18 protein-coding genes are annotated in these 16,450 nt (G+C 71.9%); 7 read left to right on the top strand and 11 right to left on the bottom strand.

The genetic code is table 11. The features are described 5' to 3' along the window. Window positions 1-40: 40 nt before the first annotated feature. From pcaDC to ACWD5Q_RS16145, 5 genes are read right to left on the bottom strand one after another with little or no spacing between them, the layout of a single operon-like run. Entirely contained in the window at window positions 41-1,168 is a 1,128-nt protein-coding gene (gene pcaDC, locus ACWD5Q_RS16165; protein WP_451427622.1) for a bifunctional 3-oxoadipate enol-lactonase/4-carboxymuconolactone decarboxylase PcaDC, read from the bottom strand. After that, window positions 1,165-2,496, bottom strand: a complete 1,332-nt coding sequence (gene pcaB / locus ACWD5Q_RS16160) for a 3-carboxy-cis,cis-muconate cycloisomerase (protein ID WP_451427621.1) — start codon at window positions 2,494-2,496, stop codon at window positions 1,165-1,167. Before pcaB ends, pcaDC begins: the two co-directional genes overlap by 4 nt. Then, entirely contained in the window at window positions 2,493-3,098 is a 606-nt protein-coding gene (gene pcaG / locus ACWD5Q_RS16155; protein ID WP_451427620.1) for a protocatechuate 3,4-dioxygenase subunit alpha, read from the bottom strand. Before pcaG ends, pcaB begins: the two co-directional genes overlap by 4 nt. 6 nt (window positions 3,099-3,104) lie before the next feature. Beyond that, window positions 3,105-3,878 (bottom strand): protocatechuate 3,4-dioxygenase subunit beta, encoded by a 774-nt coding sequence (gene pcaH / locus ACWD5Q_RS16150; protein WP_451427619.1) that lies wholly within the window; start codon window positions 3,876-3,878, stop codon window positions 3,105-3,107. A gap of 8 nt (window positions 3,879-3,886) precedes the next feature. After that, entirely contained in the window at window positions 3,887-4,444 is a 558-nt protein-coding gene (locus ACWD5Q_RS16145) for a CoA transferase subunit A (RefSeq protein ID WP_451427618.1), read from the bottom strand. A gap of 209 nt (window positions 4,445-4,653) precedes the next feature. Between ACWD5Q_RS16145 and ACWD5Q_RS16140 the strand changes: the two genes are divergently transcribed. Next, on the top strand, window positions 4,654-5,121 hold the full coding sequence (locus ACWD5Q_RS16140; protein WP_451427661.1) for a MarR family winged helix-turn-helix transcriptional regulator: 468 nt from the start codon (window positions 4,654-4,656) through the stop codon (window positions 5,119-5,121). 41 nt (window positions 5,122-5,162) lie between these two features. Here the strand turns inward: ACWD5Q_RS16140 and ACWD5Q_RS16135 are convergent, their stop codons facing one another. Further along, entirely contained in the window at window positions 5,163-6,233 is a 1,071-nt protein-coding gene (locus ACWD5Q_RS16135) for an ATP-dependent DNA ligase (RefSeq protein ID WP_451427617.1), read from the bottom strand. A gap of 159 nt (window positions 6,234-6,392) precedes the next feature. Here ACWD5Q_RS16135 and ligD point away from each other — a divergent pair, with 159 nt between their 5' ends. Both ligD and ACWD5Q_RS16125 read left to right on the top strand, forming a co-directional pair. Then, entirely contained in the window at window positions 6,393-7,418 is a 1,026-nt protein-coding gene (ligD, locus tag ACWD5Q_RS16130; protein WP_451427616.1) for a non-homologous end-joining DNA ligase, read from the top strand. Window positions 7,419-7,550: 132 nt separating this feature from the next. After that, window positions 7,551-8,489, top strand: a complete 939-nt coding sequence (locus ACWD5Q_RS16125; RefSeq protein ID WP_451427615.1) for a multicopper oxidase domain-containing protein — start codon at window positions 7,551-7,553, stop codon at window positions 8,487-8,489. A gap of 47 nt (window positions 8,490-8,536) precedes the next feature. Here the strand turns inward: ACWD5Q_RS16125 and ACWD5Q_RS16120 are convergent, their stop codons facing one another. Further along, window positions 8,537-9,331, bottom strand: a complete 795-nt coding sequence (locus ACWD5Q_RS16120) for a VOC family protein (protein WP_451427614.1) — start codon at window positions 9,329-9,331, stop codon at window positions 8,537-8,539. A 284-nt stretch (window positions 9,332-9,615) separates the two neighbouring features. Between ACWD5Q_RS16120 and ACWD5Q_RS16115 the strand changes: the two genes are divergently transcribed. Further along, window positions 9,616-9,912 (top strand): WhiB family transcriptional regulator, encoded by a 297-nt coding sequence (locus ACWD5Q_RS16115; protein ID WP_451427613.1) that lies wholly within the window; start codon window positions 9,616-9,618, stop codon window positions 9,910-9,912. A 114-nt stretch (window positions 9,913-10,026) separates the two neighbouring features. Beyond that, window positions 10,027-10,242 carry a hypothetical protein gene (locus tag ACWD5Q_RS16110; RefSeq protein WP_361664537.1) on the top strand — a complete coding sequence of 72 codons (216 nt, stop codon included), beginning with the start codon at window positions 10,027-10,029 and terminating at the stop codon, window positions 10,240-10,242. Between the two features lie 101 nt (window positions 10,243-10,343). Here the strand turns inward: ACWD5Q_RS16110 and ACWD5Q_RS16105 are convergent, their stop codons facing one another. From ACWD5Q_RS16105 to ACWD5Q_RS16090, 4 genes are all read right to left on the bottom strand, one after another. Beyond that, window positions 10,344-10,811: a hypothetical protein gene (locus ACWD5Q_RS16105; RefSeq protein ID WP_451427612.1), complete on the bottom strand. Its 468-nt coding sequence runs from the start codon at window positions 10,809-10,811 to the stop codon at window positions 10,344-10,346. A gap of 187 nt (window positions 10,812-10,998) precedes the next feature. Continuing rightward, the gene (locus ACWD5Q_RS16100) at window positions 10,999-11,973 is read right to left on the bottom strand and encodes an acyl-ACP desaturase (RefSeq protein ID WP_451427611.1); all 975 of its coding nucleotides are present in this window, start codon (window positions 11,971-11,973) and stop codon (window positions 10,999-11,001) included. Window positions 11,974-12,461: 488 nt separating this feature from the next. Next, on the bottom strand, window positions 12,462-14,090 hold the full coding sequence (locus ACWD5Q_RS16095; protein WP_451427610.1) for an ABC-F family ATP-binding cassette domain-containing protein: 1,629 nt from the start codon (window positions 14,088-14,090) through the stop codon (window positions 12,462-12,464). Window positions 14,091-14,582: 492 nt separating this feature from the next. Further along, on the bottom strand, window positions 14,583-14,999 hold the full coding sequence (locus tag ACWD5Q_RS16090; protein ID WP_451427609.1) for an SsgA family sporulation/cell division regulator: 417 nt from the start codon (window positions 14,997-14,999) through the stop codon (window positions 14,583-14,585). A 355-nt stretch (window positions 15,000-15,354) separates the two neighbouring features. Between ACWD5Q_RS16090 and ACWD5Q_RS16085 the strand changes: the two genes are divergently transcribed. Further along, the gene (locus tag ACWD5Q_RS16085) at window positions 15,355-15,678 is read left to right on the top strand and encodes a plasmid stabilization protein (protein WP_451427608.1); all 324 of its coding nucleotides are present in this window, start codon (window positions 15,355-15,357) and stop codon (window positions 15,676-15,678) included. 34 nt (window positions 15,679-15,712) lie between these two features. Continuing rightward, window positions 15,713-16,420: an endonuclease V gene (locus ACWD5Q_RS16080; protein WP_451427607.1), complete on the top strand. Its 708-nt coding sequence runs from the start codon at window positions 15,713-15,715 to the stop codon at window positions 16,418-16,420. Window positions 16,421-16,450 lie beyond the last annotated feature (30 nt).

The raw sequence follows: 16,450 nt of genomic DNA, 5'->3' as shown, positions 1-16,450 counted from the left end.
AGATGACCCGTGACCGGCCCCGGAGCCGGGGTCGGCGGGGTCACCCTCCGGTGGCGTCCTCCTCCGCGAGCACCCGCTGGGCCACCGCGAACGCCGCGTTCGCCGCAGGCACCCCGCAGTAGACCGCCGTCTGCACCAGCAGGGCGCCGATCTCCTGCGGGGTGAGGCCGTTGCGCCGCGCCGCCCGGATGTGCAGGGCCAGCTCGTCGTGGTGGCCGTGCGCGACCAGTGCCGTCACCGTGACCAGACTGCGCTCGCGGCGGGACAGGGTCGGATCGGTCCAGATCTCGCCCCATGCGTAGCGGGAGATGAAGTCCTGGAAGCGGGCCGTGAACGGGGTCTGCCGCGCCTGCGCCCGGTCCACGTACGCATCGCCGAGGACTGCGCGGCGCACCGCCATGCCCCGCCCCGCCGTTCCCGAGAAGTGCGCCCGCAGCGCCGTCAGGACGGCCTCGGGGCACTGCGCGGGCGCCAGATGGGAGGCACCGGGGATCTCGACCAGCGCGGAGCCGGGCACCGCGTCCGCGATCTCCCGCAGATGCGCCGGCGGGGTCGCCCGGTCCTCGCGGCCCGCGATCAGCAGCGTCGGCACGGTGATCGACGGCAGCCGGTCGCGGATGTCGAACGCGGCGAGAGCGTCGCAGCAGGCGGCGTACGCGGCCGGATCCGCCTCCCGGTGGTCCTGGACAAGCCGCGGCACGGTGAACCCAGCCGTGAACCAGCGCTCTTCCGCGGTCGCCGCGACCGGCGCCAGCCCCTCCCGGCGCACCAGCGCGGCCCGTTCCAGCCACGGCTGTGCGCCGTTGAAGTGCGCGGACGAGCAGATGACGGCCAGCGACGAGACCCGCTCGGGGTGGTGCACGGCGAGGTGCAGCCCCACCGCGCCGCCGAGCGAGACCCCGGCATAGGCGAAGCGCTCGGCGCCCAGTGAGTCCGCGAGCGCCAGCACCAGCCGGGCCAGGTCGGCGACCGTCGCGCCCGGTCCGATGAGGTCCGGCGCCGAACCGCCGTGACCGGGCAGATCCCAGCGGATGACCCGGTGGGTGGCGGACAGTTCGGGCGCGATCTCGTCCCACAGGGCGAGGGAGGTGCCCAGCGAGGGGCCGAGGAGCAGCGGGGGAGCGGTGGCGGGGCCTTCGGCGCGGTGGTACAGCAGCTTGTGGGTCACGAACGCTCCAGAGCACGGTCGGTGAGGGTCCCGGCGGAGCCGGTGTAACGGGCCGGGTCGCTGACGGCTTCGAGGTCGAAGTCCTTCAACTCGTCTTCCTCGCCGAGGATTTCGGCGAGAGAGCGGCCTTCGGAGAGAGTACGCCGGGCGGCCTCGGTGAGGAGTCTTTTCACGCGGTCGCGGCCCAGCACGGGCGCCAGCTCCGCCGCCAGCCGCTCGGAGACGATCAACCCATGGGTGGCCGCGAGGTGTTCGCGCATGGCCTCTGTGTGCACCCGCAGCCCCTCGGCCAGTTCCACGGCGTCGCGTGCGGCGCCGCCGACCAGCCGCAACAGGTCGCGCAACGGCTCCCATTCGGCGTGCCAGGCCCCGGCGGGCCGTTCGTCCTCGGCGGCCAGTGATCCGTACAGCGTGGCCGCGAGCTGCGGCGCCCGCCGCGCGGCCGCTGCGATCAGCGTCGCCCGTACCGGGTTCGCCTTGTGCGGCATCGCGGACGAGCCACCGCCCGCGCCCTCGGTGACCTCGGCGATCTCGGTGCGCGACAGGGTCAGGACATCCGCGGCGATCTTGCCCAGGGCCCCGGCGGTGAAGGCCAGGCAGCCCGCCAGGTCGGCGATCGGGGTGCGCAGGGTGTGCCAGGGCAACTCCGGCGCGATGAGCCCGAGTTCACGGGCGTACGCGGTCACCAGGTCCCGCGGGTCCACAGCGCCGTACGCGGTGAACGCGGCCAGCGTGCCCGCCGCGCCGCCCAGTTGGGCGGGCAGACCGTCCCGCACCGTCCGCACCCGGTCCCGGGCGTCCAGCACCAGCGACCGCCAGCCCGCCGACTTCAGCCCGAAGGTCGTCGGCACGGCGTGCTGGGTGAGCGTGCGCCCCGGCATGACCGTGTCCCGGTGGTGCGACGCGAGCCGTGCCAGCGCCTGCTGCGTGCGGTCCAGGTCGGCCAGGACCAGGGCCAGTGTGCGGACGGCGACCAGCATCGAGGCAGTGTCCAGGACGTCCTGGCTGGTCGCGCCCCGGTGCACATACGGGCCGTACGCGTCGCCGACCGCCCGCGTCAGGTCCACGACCAGCGGGATCACCGGATTGCCACCCGCGCGGGCCCGTACGGCGATGTCCTCGGCGTCGAAGTCCCCGGACCCGGCGGCCGAGGTCACCGCCGTCGCCGCCGCCTCGGGAGCGAGGCCGAGCGCGGCCTGGGCCCGGGTCAGCGCCGCCTCCGCGTCCAGCAGCGCCCGCAGATACGCGGTGTCGCTCGTCGCGGACGCGGCCGGCGAGGCGGCCCACCCGGGGGCGAGCAGCCCGGTGTCGCGGGGGTGCGATGTCACGGGAACTCCAGGAAGACCGTCTCGCCTTCGCCCTGGAGCCGGATGTCGAAACGGTAGGTGCCGTCGTCCTCGGCCACGCCGACCAGCGTGTCCCGGCGCGACTCGGCCAGCCCGGAGAGCAGCGGGTCGGCGGCGAGCGCCGCCTCGTCGCCGGGCAGGTAGATTCGGGTGAACAGATGGGCGAGCAGGCCCCGGGCGAAGACACAGACGCTGAGGTACGGGGCGTTGCGGCCGCGGGCTCCGGGCCGCAGTGTCCGGGCGTACCAGTGGCCGTTCGCGTCCGTCTGGATCCGGCCCCAGCCGGTGAACTCCACTCCGTTGCGGCCGAGATAGCCGCCGGTCGCCGGGTCGCGCCGGATCGAACCGTCGGTGGTGGGCATCCTGCCGTCCGGGCCGGGCCCCCACAGTTCCACGAACGCGTCCGGCAACGGGGCGCCCTCGCCGTCGTACACATATCCCTGGAGGGTGATCGTGTCCGGGTGGCCGAGCGGCGCGATGTCCCCGCCTCCCGGGAACGGCAGCGCATACCCGTAGAAGGGGCCCACGGTGTGTGACGGGGTGGGCAGCACGCTCTCGGGCCTGCTGGTGTCGATCTTCGTCATGGCGGGTCAGTGTCCTTCCTCGCGCCAGGTGGCGCCCGGGCCGTCGAGCACGATGTCCCAGTGGTAGCCGAGTGAGAACTCCGGCACCGACAGACCGTGGTCGTACGTCGCGACCAGCCGCTGCCGGGCGGCGTCGTCCGTCACGGACTGCAGGATCGGGTCGTAGGGGAAGAGCGGGTCGTTCGGGAAGTACATCTGGGTCACGAGCCGCTGCGTGAACGCCGCACCGAAGACCGAGAAGTGGATGTGCGCCGGGCGCCAGGCGCCCACGTGGTTGCGCCAGGGGTAGGGGCCCGGCCGGACGGTGGTGAAGTGGTAGCGGCCGTCGCCGTCGGTGAGTGTGCGGCCGACGCCCGTGAAGTTCGGGTCCAGCGGGGCGTCGTGCTGCTCGCGCTGGTGGGCGTAGCGGCCGGCCGCGTTCGCCTGCCAGATCTCGATGAGCTGGCCGCGCACCGGGCGGCCGGCGCGGTCGAGCAGGCGGCCCGACACGGTGATCCGCTCGCCGATCGGCTCGCCCCGGTGGTGCCGGGTGAGGTCGTTGTCGACCTCGGTGATGTCCCGTTCCCCGAAGGCGGGGGAGGACAGCTCCACCAGCTCCGGGTCCTGGGTGACGTCGATGGTGACCGGCGGCTGCCGGGGGTGGCGCAGCGCGGAGGAGCGGTAGGGGGCGTAGTCGCGGCGCGGGTGGTGCTCGACGGGCGCGCCGTCGGCGATCCGCTTCTCGTAGGCGGCGTGCTCGGCCGCGATCTCCCGGTCGATGTCGTGCTGGGTGAGAGCCATGCGGGTTCCTAGCGTTCGAGGACGAGGACGAGGACGAGGACGAGGACGAGGACGAGGGTGAGGACGAGAGCGGGGGCGGGGGCGAGGGTGAGGACGAGAGCGGGGGCGGGGGCGAGGCGGCCGAGCGGGGGACGGACCGCGTCGGCGGTGGGGGCGTCCTTCACGCGACGCCCTGCGCGACGGTCCGTGCGGCGCCGGTCCTGGCCGCGACCTCCGCGGCGCTCACACCGGGCGCCGCTGGCCCGCAGGCGTTCGGCCGACGTGCCCTGCGGGATCAGCTCCACCTCCAGTTCGCCGGCCGGATACTGGCGGGCGAACTCCTTGTTCCCCCCGATGCAGGAGCTGGTCACCCGTGCGATCCGCCCGGCCACCAGCAGCACCGCGAGACCCGACTCCATGGCCCCGCAGTTGTTCGACACCACGCCGAGGCCGAGGACCCCGCGCTCGTGCAGTGCCCGGATCAGCACGTCCGGTACACCACTGAGCCCGAAGCCGCCCACCGCGAGCGACGCGCCGTCGGGCACATCGGCCACCGCCTCCAGGGCCGTGGCGACCACCTTGTCCATCCGTGAAGCCTCATCTCTGGCAAGCGCCCCGACAACGAATTAGTCAGGGCACTGAGTAATTCGCGAGATGACCTCACGCTGTCACTGCCGGTGTGAAAGCGTCAATACCCGAGGCGATGGCGGCTTCTTCGGGTTCATCGCTTGGCTGACGGACCGGCCGACTAGGGATATCGTTCAGTACACCTACGAAAATGACCACGGGAGCGCTCATGGCCGCGGTGGACCTCTCCACCCACCCCGGGCACCTGGCCCGCCGACTGCAGCAGGCGCACTACCTGCTCTGGAACACGATGGTCTCCGAGGAGATCACCTCGCCGCAGTTCGCGGTGCTCAACGCGCTCGTCGCCGAGCCCGGACTCGACCAGCGCACCGTGGGGGAGCGGGTGGGCCTGGACCGCTCCACCATCGCCGAGGTGATCAGCCGGCTCACCCGTCGGGGACTGCTCGACAAGGTCCGCGACCCGCACGACGGCCGCCGCTTCCTGCTGCACCTCACGGACGAGGGACTGCGGACCCACCGGAAGCTCACGGTGCGCACGGCCCGGATGAACCAGGTCTTCCTCGCCCCGCTCTCCGCCGACGAGCAGGCCCTCTTCTTCGACCTCATCCAGCGCGTGTCCGCGGCGGCGGAAGGGCTGCGCAACCCGGCCGCTCCCGTCGCGGCGACCGGGGGCTGACCCCAAGGGACGCGGCCGGCCGGAGCCCGGAGGGCCAGGAGTCAGCCGGGTGTGCCGAGGATCTCCGCGAGGTCGTACCGCACAGGCTCCTCGAGCTGGGCGTAGGTGCAGCTCTCGGGGGTGCGGTCCGGGCGCCAGCGGCGGAAGTGCGCGGTGTGCCGGAAGCGCACCCCGTTCTCCATGTGGTCGTACGCCACCTCCGCCACCCGCTCGGGCCGCAGCGGCACCCAGGACAGGTCCTTCTTCCCCGACCAGCGGCTGGGCGCACCGGGCAGCCGGGCCGTCTCGTGCGCCGCCTCCTGCGACCAGGCCGCCCACGGATGGCCCCGAACATCCTCCATCCGCAGTGGTTCCAGCTCCTGCGCGAGTTCCGCGCGCCGTTTCATGGAGAACGCGGCGGACACCCCCACGTGCTGGAGGGTGCCCCGGTCGTCGTAGAGCCCGAGCAGCAGGGAGCCCACGACCGGGCCGCTCTTGTGGAAGCGGTAGCCCGCGACCACCACGTCCGCCGTGCGTTCGTGCTTGATCTTGTACATCGCCCGCTCGTCGGGACGGTAGGACAGGGAGAGCGGCTTGGCGATCACACCGTCCAGGCCCGCGCCCTCGTACTGCCGGAACCAGTCCTCCGCCACCGCGCGGTCCGTGGTCGCGGGCGCGAGATGGACCGGTGGCGTCACCGACGACAGCGCCTCCTCCAGCAGGTGGCGCCGGTCGCTCAACGGGACGGCGAGCAGCGACCGGTGCTCCAGCGCCAGCAGGTCGAACGCCACGAACGAGGCCGGGGTCCGCGCCGCCAGGGTGCGCACCCGGGAGTCCGCCGGATGGATCCGCTCCGTCAGCGCGTCGAAGTCGAGGTGCCCCTCCCGGGCGATCACGATCTCCCCGTCCAGCACGCACCGCTCCGGCAATCGCTCCCGCAGTGCCTCCACCAGCTCCGGGAAGTACCTCGTCAGTGGCTTTCCCGTGCGGCTGCCCAGCTCCACCTCGGGGCCGTCGCGGAAGACGATCGCCCGGAACCCGTCCCACTTCGCCTCGTACTGCATGCCGGGCGGGATCTTCGCCACGAGTCTGGCGAGCATGGGCTTGACGGGTGGCATCACCGGCAGATCCATGGCTTTGACTCTATGAGTGGATCCGGGCGCCCGCCTGTCGGGTACGCACCCGTCAGGCCGGGCCGGAGTGGCGCGCGTGTTCCCGACGGCCCCGAGCCCGCCGCGCCGAGCGGAGTGCCCGGTATGCGTGGTGTGTCCCGTGCGCCTACCGTGGCTCGCATGGGCGATGCGGTGGAGCTGGAGGTGGGCGGCCGGACGGTACGGCTGTCCAGCCCGGGCAAGGTCTTCTTTCCGGAGCGCGGCTTCACCAAGCTGGACATCGCGCAGTACTACATGGCCGTCGGCCCCGGCATCCTGCGCGCCCTGCGCGACCGGCCCACCACCCTGGAGCGCTACCCGGACGGCGTGACCGGCGAGTTCTTCTTCCAGAAGCGGGCGCCCAAGAACATGCCCGACTGGATCCCCACCGCCCACATCACCTTTCCCAGCGGCCGCAGCGCCGACGAGATGTGCCCCACCGAAGCCGCCGCCGCGGTGTGGGCCGCGCAGTACGGCACCCTCACCTTCCATCCGTGGCCGGTGCGCCGCGACGATGTCGACCACCCCGACGAACTCCGCATCGACCTCGACCCGCAGCCCGGCACCGACTACGCCGACGCGGTGCGCGCCGCCCGTGAACTGCGTGCCGTCCTGGACGAGTTCGGCGGGCTGCGCGGCTGGCCCAAGACCTCCGGCGGCCGGGGACTGCACGTCTTCGTGCCCATCGAGCCGCGCTGGACCTTCACCGAGGTGCGCCGCGCCGCCATCGCTGTCGGGCGCGAGCTGGAGCGCCGGATGCCGCGGCACGTGACCATCGCCTGGTGGAAGGAGGAGCGCGGCGAGAAGATCTTCGTCGACTACAACCAGACGGCACGCGACCGCACCATCGCCTCCGCCTATTCCGTACGTCCCCGGCCGCACGCCCCGGTGTCCGCGCCGCTGCGCTGGGCGGAGGTCGGTGACGCGGTGCCCGGTGACTTCGACCTGGCGACCATGCCGGGGCGGTTCGCCCGGCTCGGCGACGTCCACGCGGACATGGACGACCACGCCTTCTCCCTGGAGGCGCTGCTCGACCTGGCCCGCCGGGACGAACGCGACCACGGCCTCGGTGACCTGCCCTATCCGCCGGAGTATCCGAAGATGCCGGGCGAGCCGAAGCGGGTCCAGCCGAGCCGGGCCCGTCGGGACGGCACCCCGCCGGCATAGGGGAAATTCCGATATGGAGTAAATACGGGGTGTTTGTCCTCAATGAGGATAAGATCACGCCATGCCGCTACCGCTACCGGTTCGTCCCAGCGGCTCTTCTCTGTGAACTCGGTACAGTATGGGGAGTCCGGCATGGACAGACGCACCTTCAACCGCCGGATGATGCTGGGTGGTGCGGCCGTCGCGACGTCGCTGTCCGTGGCCCCGGAGGCCGCCGGCACGTCACTGCGCACGGCGCCTCCCGGGGGCAAGGTCAAGCACATCAAGCTGTACGCCGAGAGACTCCGCAACGGGCAGATGGGCTACGGCCTGCAGCAGGGGAAGGCGACCATCCCCGGTCCGATGATCGACCTGACCGAGGGCGACACGCTGTACATCCAGTTCGTGAACACGATGGACGTCACGGCGAGCCTGCATGTGCACGGCCTGGACTACCAGATCTCCCAGGACGGAACCCGCTGGAGCCGGAGCGCGGTACGGCCGGGCGGCACCCGCACCTACGTCTGGCACACCCACGCCCCCGGCCGCCGCGCGGACGGCACCTGGCGGGAGGGCAGCGCGGGCTACTGGCACTACCACGACCACATCGTCGGCACGGACCACGGCACCGGCGGTATCCGCAGGGGCCTGTACGGGCCGGTGATCGTGCGCCGCGCGGGCGACATCCTCCCCGTCAGGACGCACACGATCGTGTTCAACGAGACGATGATCAACAACCGCAGGTCGCACTCCGGCCCGGACTTCACGGCGACGCTCGGGGACCGCGTCGAATTCGTGATGATCACGCACGGCGACGACTACCACACCTTCCATATGCACGGCCATCGTTGGGCGCACAACCGCACGGGCCTGCTGAGCGGGCCGAATGATCCGAGCCCGATCATCGACAACAGGATCGTGGGCCCCGGAGACTCGTTCGGCTTCCAGGTGATCGCGGGGGAGGGGGTCGGGCCGGGGGCGTGGATGTACCACTGCCATGTGCAGCACCATGCGGACAAGGGCATGGCCGGGCTGTTCCTGGTGAAGAACCCGAACGGAACGATTCCGGCCTATGAGGCGCATCGGCACTAGCCGGTTCCCCGATAGGCATCGTTGGCCCGACCACCGCCCCTCGGGGGTCAGCCCTGCTGCCGCGGGGCGCTCTTGAGCACCGCGAAACGTGCTCCGTACGGATCGGCGAGCCTGGCGACACGGCCCACCCCTTCGAGGTCCGTCGCCGGCATCCGGACCGTGCCGCCGCGCTCCTGGACCTGGCTCACCGTCACATCCGTGTCCGTGACGGCGAAGTACGGCAGCCAGTGCGCGTCGGACTGCGCTTCGAGGGGATCGTCAGCCAGCGGTACCAGGCCGCCGAACATGGCGTCCTGACCCGCGCCCTCGGGGTTGATGCAGGTGTAGGTGCCGCCGGGGAAGGGCACACCCTCGGTCTCCCAGCCGAGCACCCGGTGGTAGAACGCGGCGGCGCGGGCGATGTCCGGGGTGTACAACTCGACCCAGCACAGCGCCCCCGCGGAACCCGCCACCTCGATGCCCTTGGTCCGGCCCGGCTGCCAGATGCCGAAGGGCACGCCCGCGGGGTCGGCGAGGATCGCCATGTGGCCCTCGCCCATGACGTCCATGGGCTGGACCCGCACGCTGCCTCCGGCCTGCTCGGCCGCCTTCACCGTGGCCTCCGCGTCGGAGCTCTGGAAGTAGATGGTCCAGGAGGGCGGCCCCTGCTCCTCGGTGATCTCCATGCCGCCGGCCGCCGTCTTGCCGGAGAGCTGGAAGAAGCCGTACTCCCCGGCCTCGGGGCCCGCCGACTCGAACTGCCAGCCGAAGAGGCCGCCGTAGAAGGAGACCGCGCCGTCGGTGTCCGGGGTGCCGACATCCAGCCAGTTCGGGGCGCCGTCGACGAAGCGGGTGGTGAGCATGACTGCCCTCCTTCGAGGGTTCTTCAAGGATTCCCGTTGCCTGCACTGCCGAGTCTTCCACCGGCCACCGACAATTGCCGCCGGAGTCGTGATTTCGGCTCCTGTGACGTTCGGTGACCGGTGGAGTGGGTTTGTGTGGCGGGCCTTCGTGGCGCGCGATCCGCGCGCCGCCGTGCGTCGCCCCCTCGGCGCGGCCACCATGAAAAGCCGTGGGCCAGACCCCGGGATGAGGCGTTGATCCCGCGTTGATCGGACGTTTTTCGCGGCGCGGCACGCTCTCGGCCATGCACATCGAAGCGAACACTGCGCCCGACATCGCCTGGCAGGAGCAGGCTCTGTGCGCGCAGACGGGGGCCGATTTCTTCTTCCCGGAGCCGGGCAGTTCGGTACGGGAGGCGAAGCGTATCTGCGAACTGTGCGCGATCCGCTCCGCCTGTCTCGAGTACGCGCTCGCCCACGACGAACGGTTCGGCGTCTGGGGCGGGCTCTCCGAGAAGGAGCGGCTGCATCTGCGGCGGGGACCGGAGAACGGTCGAGGTCCGGCCGGTCCCGTCGGGGGATACGCCGGACCGGCCCGCTGAGCGGCCGCGGGCGCCGTGGCGTGTGACGGCCGGGGCGTCGGGGGATACGAGCGCGGGTCGTGGTCCGGGGTCCGTCCGGATGCGCGTCCGGGCGCGCGGGACGATGCTGGAGACATGTCCGGACGGGCTCCTGTCATCGTTCATCCACCGTCGGGCACCGGCGGTCGACGGGTGACCGCGCGCGGGGAGAGTCTGGGGCTGGCGTTCTCCGATGAGGACGTGATCGAGTTTCTGGGCCGGGCGGGCCTGCCCGACGCCGAGGACCTGCTCGACGATCCCGCATGGGTGAAGTGGCGCGGAGCGGAAGCACACCACTACGAGGCCGCGTAGGAGACCTCCACGAGGCCGCGCGGAAGACCTCGCGGCGGCACCGCGTGCGCCGATCGCGCGGTACGCGGACCGGCTCCGCACATCCGCGCGGACCACGGTCGTCAGTCCTCGCTGACCGGCGCCAGTACCGCGAGCGTCTCATAGGCCTCGCGCAGCGCCAGCCGCAGCACGAGCGGCGGATGCAGCGCTCCGCACGCATCGGGGGGAACGATCCACTCCAGAGAGCGGGCCGGCCGGTGCGGCGGGGGCACCGCGACCCACGCCCCCGTGCTCGCGTGACGGACCCCGTCCCCGGACCAGTGGCCGGCCGGGTCCGGTGGCACGAGGAAGCCCACCCGGTGCGCCACGCAGTCCACCAGCGTCGGTCCGGGGACGCGGACGGGGTCGTACCACAGGATGTCCAGGGTGAGCAGGCCGAGTTGGCGGGGGACGCTCACCAGGTCCCAGTGGCGCCCGGCCTCCATCAGCACCGTCCCGTCACCCGGGAGCCGCGCCCGCTCGACCGTCCGAGGGTCCGGCGCGGCGGCGGTGAGCCACTCCACGCCGGGTGTCCACATCGCGTTCGTCATGAGCAGCTCCAGGGGCCGTCCGGCCCGACCAGGCGTAGTACGGGGACTGGGCCGGAAATGCCCGCGGGGGAACACCAACCGGCATATGCATGCTGAGGGACGGTTCCCCTTGGCAAAAGGGTGGCGCGGCCTGGCGTTTGCCGCGGAATCGTCACGGCGTCGTCCGGAGCTGCCTTCGGCGCCCGCGCTACGCCCCCGCGCGCGCCGCCATGCGGGCCTTGCGCGCCTGGAGCCGCTCGTCGAACTTCAGGGCCTCGGCGTCGAGTCCGCTCAGGAACAGGCCGAGTTCCTCCTGGGCCCGGCGGCCCTCGGGGCCGAGCCCGTCGATCTGCAGGACCTTCAGAAAGCGCAGCACCGGCTGGAGCACGTCGTCGTGGTGGATGCGCAGATTGTAGACCTCGCCGATCGCCATCTGCGCGGCGGCGCGCTCGAAACCGGGGATACCGTGGCCCGGCATACGGAAGTTCACCACGACGTCCCGGACCGCCTGCATGGTGGGGTCGGGCGCGATCTCGAACGCGGCCTTCAGCAGGTTCCGGTAGAAGACCATGTGGAGGTTCTCGTCGGTCGCGATACGGGCGAGCATCCGGTCGCAGACCGGGTCGCCGGACTGGTGGCCGGTGTTGCGGTGCGAGATCCGGGTGGCCAGCTCCTGGAAGGCGACGTACGCGACGGAGTGCAGCATCGAGTGCCGGTTGTCCGACTCGAAGCCCTCGCTCATGTGCGCCATGCGGAACCGTTCGAGCTGGTCGGGGTCGACCGCGCGCGAGGTGAGCAGATAGTCGCGCATCACGATGCCGTGCCGGCCCTCCTCCGCGGTCCAGCGGTGCACCCAGGTGCCCCAGGCCCCGTCACGGCCGAAGAGGGAGGCGATCTCGTGGTGGTAGCTGGGAAGGTTGTCCTCCGTCAGCAGATTGACGACCAGCGCGATCCGGCCGATCTCGGTGACCTGGGACTGCTCCTTCTCCCAGGCCGTGCCGTCCTCGAAGAAGCCGGGGAAGTTGCGGCCGTCGCTCCACGGAACGTACTCGTGCGGCATCCAGTCCTTGGCGACCTGCAGATGGCGGTTCAGCTCCTTCTCGACCACTTCCTCCAGGGCGTACAGCAGCCGGGCGTCGGTCCAGACGGACGGGCTGCCGAGGTGGGGGGAGGTGATCGTCACGGGAAACTCCAGGGGGACGCTGAGCAAACCGGCGAGCGGCACCGGAACCTACGGGATCGTAGGCTACGAGGTCGTAGGTTACGAAGCCGTAGGTTAAGCGCGCTGTAAAAACGCTGCGTCGGCAGGGTGCTCCGACAGGTGCCCTCATGGGGCGTCCGACGGGGCCGCGACTGCCGACGGGTACGCCGAAGACCCCGTGGGATCGGGGGGCCACGGGGGCGAAGGAGACAGGCCGCTCAGCGGGTCGGCGGCGGTACAGCGCCCGCAGGCGCACCGAGAGGCACGTCACACCGCCCTCCAGCTTCTCGGAACTCGCTGATGTCCACCGGGACCTGGCCGTTCCCCGGGGACCGAGCCCCGGGTTCGCACCGCTTCCCGCCCGGCACACGCGGCCTGCCCACGCCCCCCGGACGTCTTGACGACCGTGCCTGGGAGGGCCCGGGGCCCCGCGAACCCGGCAAGGTTCCAGGGCCCCGAGGCCTTCGGTGCTACGCCGGATGCCTGACGGCTTCCGGTGTGGTCGCCGTGAGTTCGCCGTCGAACAGCAGCCAGCGCGTGATGCCGATCGACTCCAGGAACGGCAGATCGTGCCCGGCCACGATCAGCGCCCCCTCGTACGACTCCAGGGCCGTGGTGAGCTGCCGCACGCTCGCCATGTCCAGGTTGTTGGTGGGCTCGTCGAGCATCAGGAGCTGTGGCGCCGGCTCGGCGAGCATCAGCGCGGCCAGGGCCGCGCGGAAGCGCTCGCCGCCCGACAGGGTCCCGGCCGGCTGGTCCGCCCGCGTGCCACGGAACAGAAAGCGGGCCAGCCGCGCCCGGATCCGGTTGTCGCCGGCGCCCGGCGCGAACCGCGCCACGTTCTGCGTGACCGTCAGCCCGTCGTCGAGGACGTCCAGCCGCTGCGGCAGGAAACGCAGCGGCACATGCGCCGTCACCTCGCCCGCCACCGGCTGAAGCTCGCCGGCGATCGTCCGCAGCAGGGTGGTCTTGCCCGCGCCGTTGCGCCCGATCAGCGCGATCCGCTCGGGTCCGTGCACATCGAGGCTGCCGGCCACCCGCGCGCCGTAGGCCAGTTCCACATCCCTGAGCGTGAGCACCGACCGGCCCGGCGGGACGGCGGTGTACGGCAGGTCGACACGGATCTCGTCGTCGTCCCGTACCGCACCGGCCACCTCGTCGAGGCGCTCCCTGGCCTCGGCGAGCCGCTCCTCGTGCAGGATGCGGTGCTTGCCCGCGGACTCCTGAGCCGCCCGCTTGCGCGCTCCCATGACGATCTTCGGTTCGCGTTTGCTGTCCCACATCCGCTGGCCGTACCGCTTGCGGCGGGCCAGCTTGACCTGGGCGTCGGCCAGTTCCCGCTTCTGCTTGCGGAAGTCCGCCGCGGCGACGCGCACCATGCGCTCCGCCGCCTCCTGCTCGACGGCCAGGGCCTCCTCGTAGGCGGAGAAGGTGCCGCCGAACCAGACGACCTCTCCGGAGCGCAGGTCCGCGATCTGGTCGACCAGGTCCAGGAGGTCACGGTCGTGGCTGACCACCACCATGACCCCCGACCACGCCTCGACCGCCGCGTACAGCCGCCGGCGCGCGTACAGGTCGAGGTTGTTGGTGGGCTCGTCCAGCAGGAGCACCTCGGGGCGGCGCAGCAGCAGTGCGGCCAGCCGCAGCAGGACGGACTCGCCGCCCGAGACCTCCCCGATGGTGCGGTCCAGGCCGATGTGCCCGAGGCCGAGTTCACCGAGCATCGCCTCGGCGCGCTCCTCCACGTCCCAGTCGTCGCCGACGGTGGTGAAGTGCTCCTCGGCCACGTCGCCCGCCTCGATGGCGTGCAGTGCGGCGCGCTGCGCGGCGATGCCGAGCGCCTCGTCCACGCGCAGCGCGGTGTCGAGCGTGACGTTCTGCGGCAGGTAGCCGACCTCGCCCGCGACACGCACGCTGCCGCCGGTCGGGACGAGTTCACCGGCGATCAGCTTCAGGAGGGTGGACTTGCCCGCTCCGTTGGCGCCGACGAGCCCCGTCCGGCCCGCGCCGATCGCGAGCTGGAGGTCGTCGAAGACGGGGATGCCGTCGGGCCAGGAAAAGGACAGGGAGGTAAGGGTGATGGCAGGGGTGGGTGACATACGGGCCTCGCGGTTGCTCGAAGCGGGTGGGGGCAACGCGTGTGAGACACCGCAAGGGGCGACGGTCCGAGGACACGGAAAGGGCCCCGCACCGAAAGGACGGGACGGCTCGTACGCCGAGGTCGCACGCGACGCACACAGACACGGACAGCGCTGTGTGACGCGGTGTCTCAAGACCTCAGACGAGCAACGTCCTTCTCCTATCGACGGCAACAGGACCGTGGTCCACGGTAGGAACGGGACCGGGGGGTGTCAACGCGATTAACGGCGGCCCCAGCCGCGTCCAGCGGGCGCCCGGTGTTCGTCCGCACCTCCGTACGGGATACCCGAGTCCCGCACCGCGCCACGGGACACCGGCCGGCGGACTCTTTTACGGTGAGCTGGACCGGCGGCCGGAGGCGGGCCGCTGACCGCCGGACGCGGCACTCCCCAGGGGCGGCGTCGTGCGGCCGGTCCCGCCGTGGCGCGCCGACGGCCGTCGCGGAGGTGAGGTCAGCATGCGTCCCGCATCAGCTCCGCCAGGTCGTGGTCCAGGTCCACGTGCAGGTGCTCCAGACCGAGCGGCACCAGCTCCGTGGTCCGCTGCAGGAAGCGCCGGACCTCCTGCGAGTGGATGTGCACCACGGCCGTGCCCTGCGGGGCGTGGAACTCCAGGACGGTGCGGTCGAAGCCGTAGGGCCGCACCCTGACGTCGCCGTGTCCCTCGGGGCCCTCCAGACCGGCCGCGAGCAGCTCGCGGGCGAAGCTCCAGCAGACCTCGACACCCTCGAGGGTGGCGGGGGCCGGGAAGGTCATACGGACGGCGAACGGGTCGCGCCGGTCGTAGTGGAGCATGGCCGGAATGGTCGGCATCCGCGGCGCGGCGGCGACGAGACGGGCCTCCACGGGCTGCTCGATGAGGGTGGACAACGCCTTGCTCCCTTGTGACGGCTGGACGGACGGACTCGGGCGGATGGGACCGGGCACCTGAAGAGACGCTGGAATCGGCCCATCCGTGCGCCTGAACGGCGAGTGACCTATGTCACCGAGACCATGCCCCTGAGGCGGGTGTCACGGATCTTTTCGGTCCCGCGGTCGCCGGGACACCCGAGAGGACACCGGGCGCGGATGTGCGGTTCCCGGGCGAGGCCGTCCGGTGCGGCCGCTGTCCCGCCGGGTTTCCGGCGCGAAGGGGCGGGCGGGCGGCCCGCCCGGAGCCCTGAACGGTGATCCCGGCGAGAAGGGGTACTCGGCGGAGATCCGCACCGAGAGGAAGTGACCGGTCATGCCACGCGGCTCCAGCCCCAAGCGGGAACGTCAGTACGAGCACATCAAGGAGAGCGCGCTCGACCGGGGGGAGAGCAGGGAGCGCGCCGAGGAGATCGCGGCCCGCACCGTGAACAAGGAACGCGCCCGTGCCGGTGAGTCCGAGACCGCGAGCCGCACGTCCCTCAAGGACATGTCGTCCGGCAGGCGAGGCGGACAGCGCTCGGGCCACGGTTCCCAGGGGCCGACGTACGACCAGCTCTACGAGGAGGCCAAGCGGCGCAACATCCGAGGCCGTTCGGACATGAACAAGAGCGAACTGAAGCGTGCGCTGGGCGCGTGACACCGGAGCGCGGGGCCGTACGCTCGACCCCACCATGACGATCGTACGTATCCCCGCGGGGTGGCCCGCGACCGCGGAAGAAGCCCGGGCCGCCCAGGACGAACTGCGCGGCCGGGTGGTCCTGGACGAACCGGGGCCGCCACCCGGAACGGGCCGGGTCACGGGAGTCGATGTCGCCTACGACGACGAGCGCGGCGTGGTCGCGGCGGCGGCCGTCGTGCTCGACGCGGCCACGCTCGCCGTGCTCGCCGAGGCCACCGCCGTCGGCGAGGTCTCCTTCCCGTATGTGCCCGGACTGCTCGCCTTCCGCGAGGTGCCCACCGTGCTGGCCGCCCTGGACGCCCTCGACCGGGACCCCGGGCTGGTGGTGTGCGACGGCTACGGCCTCGCCCATCCGCGCCGCTTCGGGCTGGCGAGCCACCTCGGCGTCCTCACCGGGCTGCCCACGATCGGCGTGGCCAAGAATCCCTTCACCTTCGCCTACGAGGAGCCGGACGGGCCGCGCGGCAGCACGAGCCCCCTCCGCGCCGGCGCGGACGAGGTCGGCCGTGCGGTGCGCACTCAGGCGGGCGTCAAACCGGTGTTCGTCTCGGTCGGACACCGCGTCAGCCTCGACCACGCCTGCGCCCACACCCTCGCGCTGGCGCCGAAGTACCGCCTCCCGGAGTCCACCCGGCGCGCGGACGCGCTGTGCCGCCGCGCTCTGAAGGAGACGGTGGGCCGAGCGGGCGCGCCCGGCTGAGCCGCAGCAGCAGCCGAGCGGGCACGTCGC

The organism is Streptomyces sp. NPDC002513, from assembly GCF_053595355.1.
Note: the sequence above shows the minus strand (reverse complement) of the source record. Positions and strands in the feature narration are given on the sequence as shown.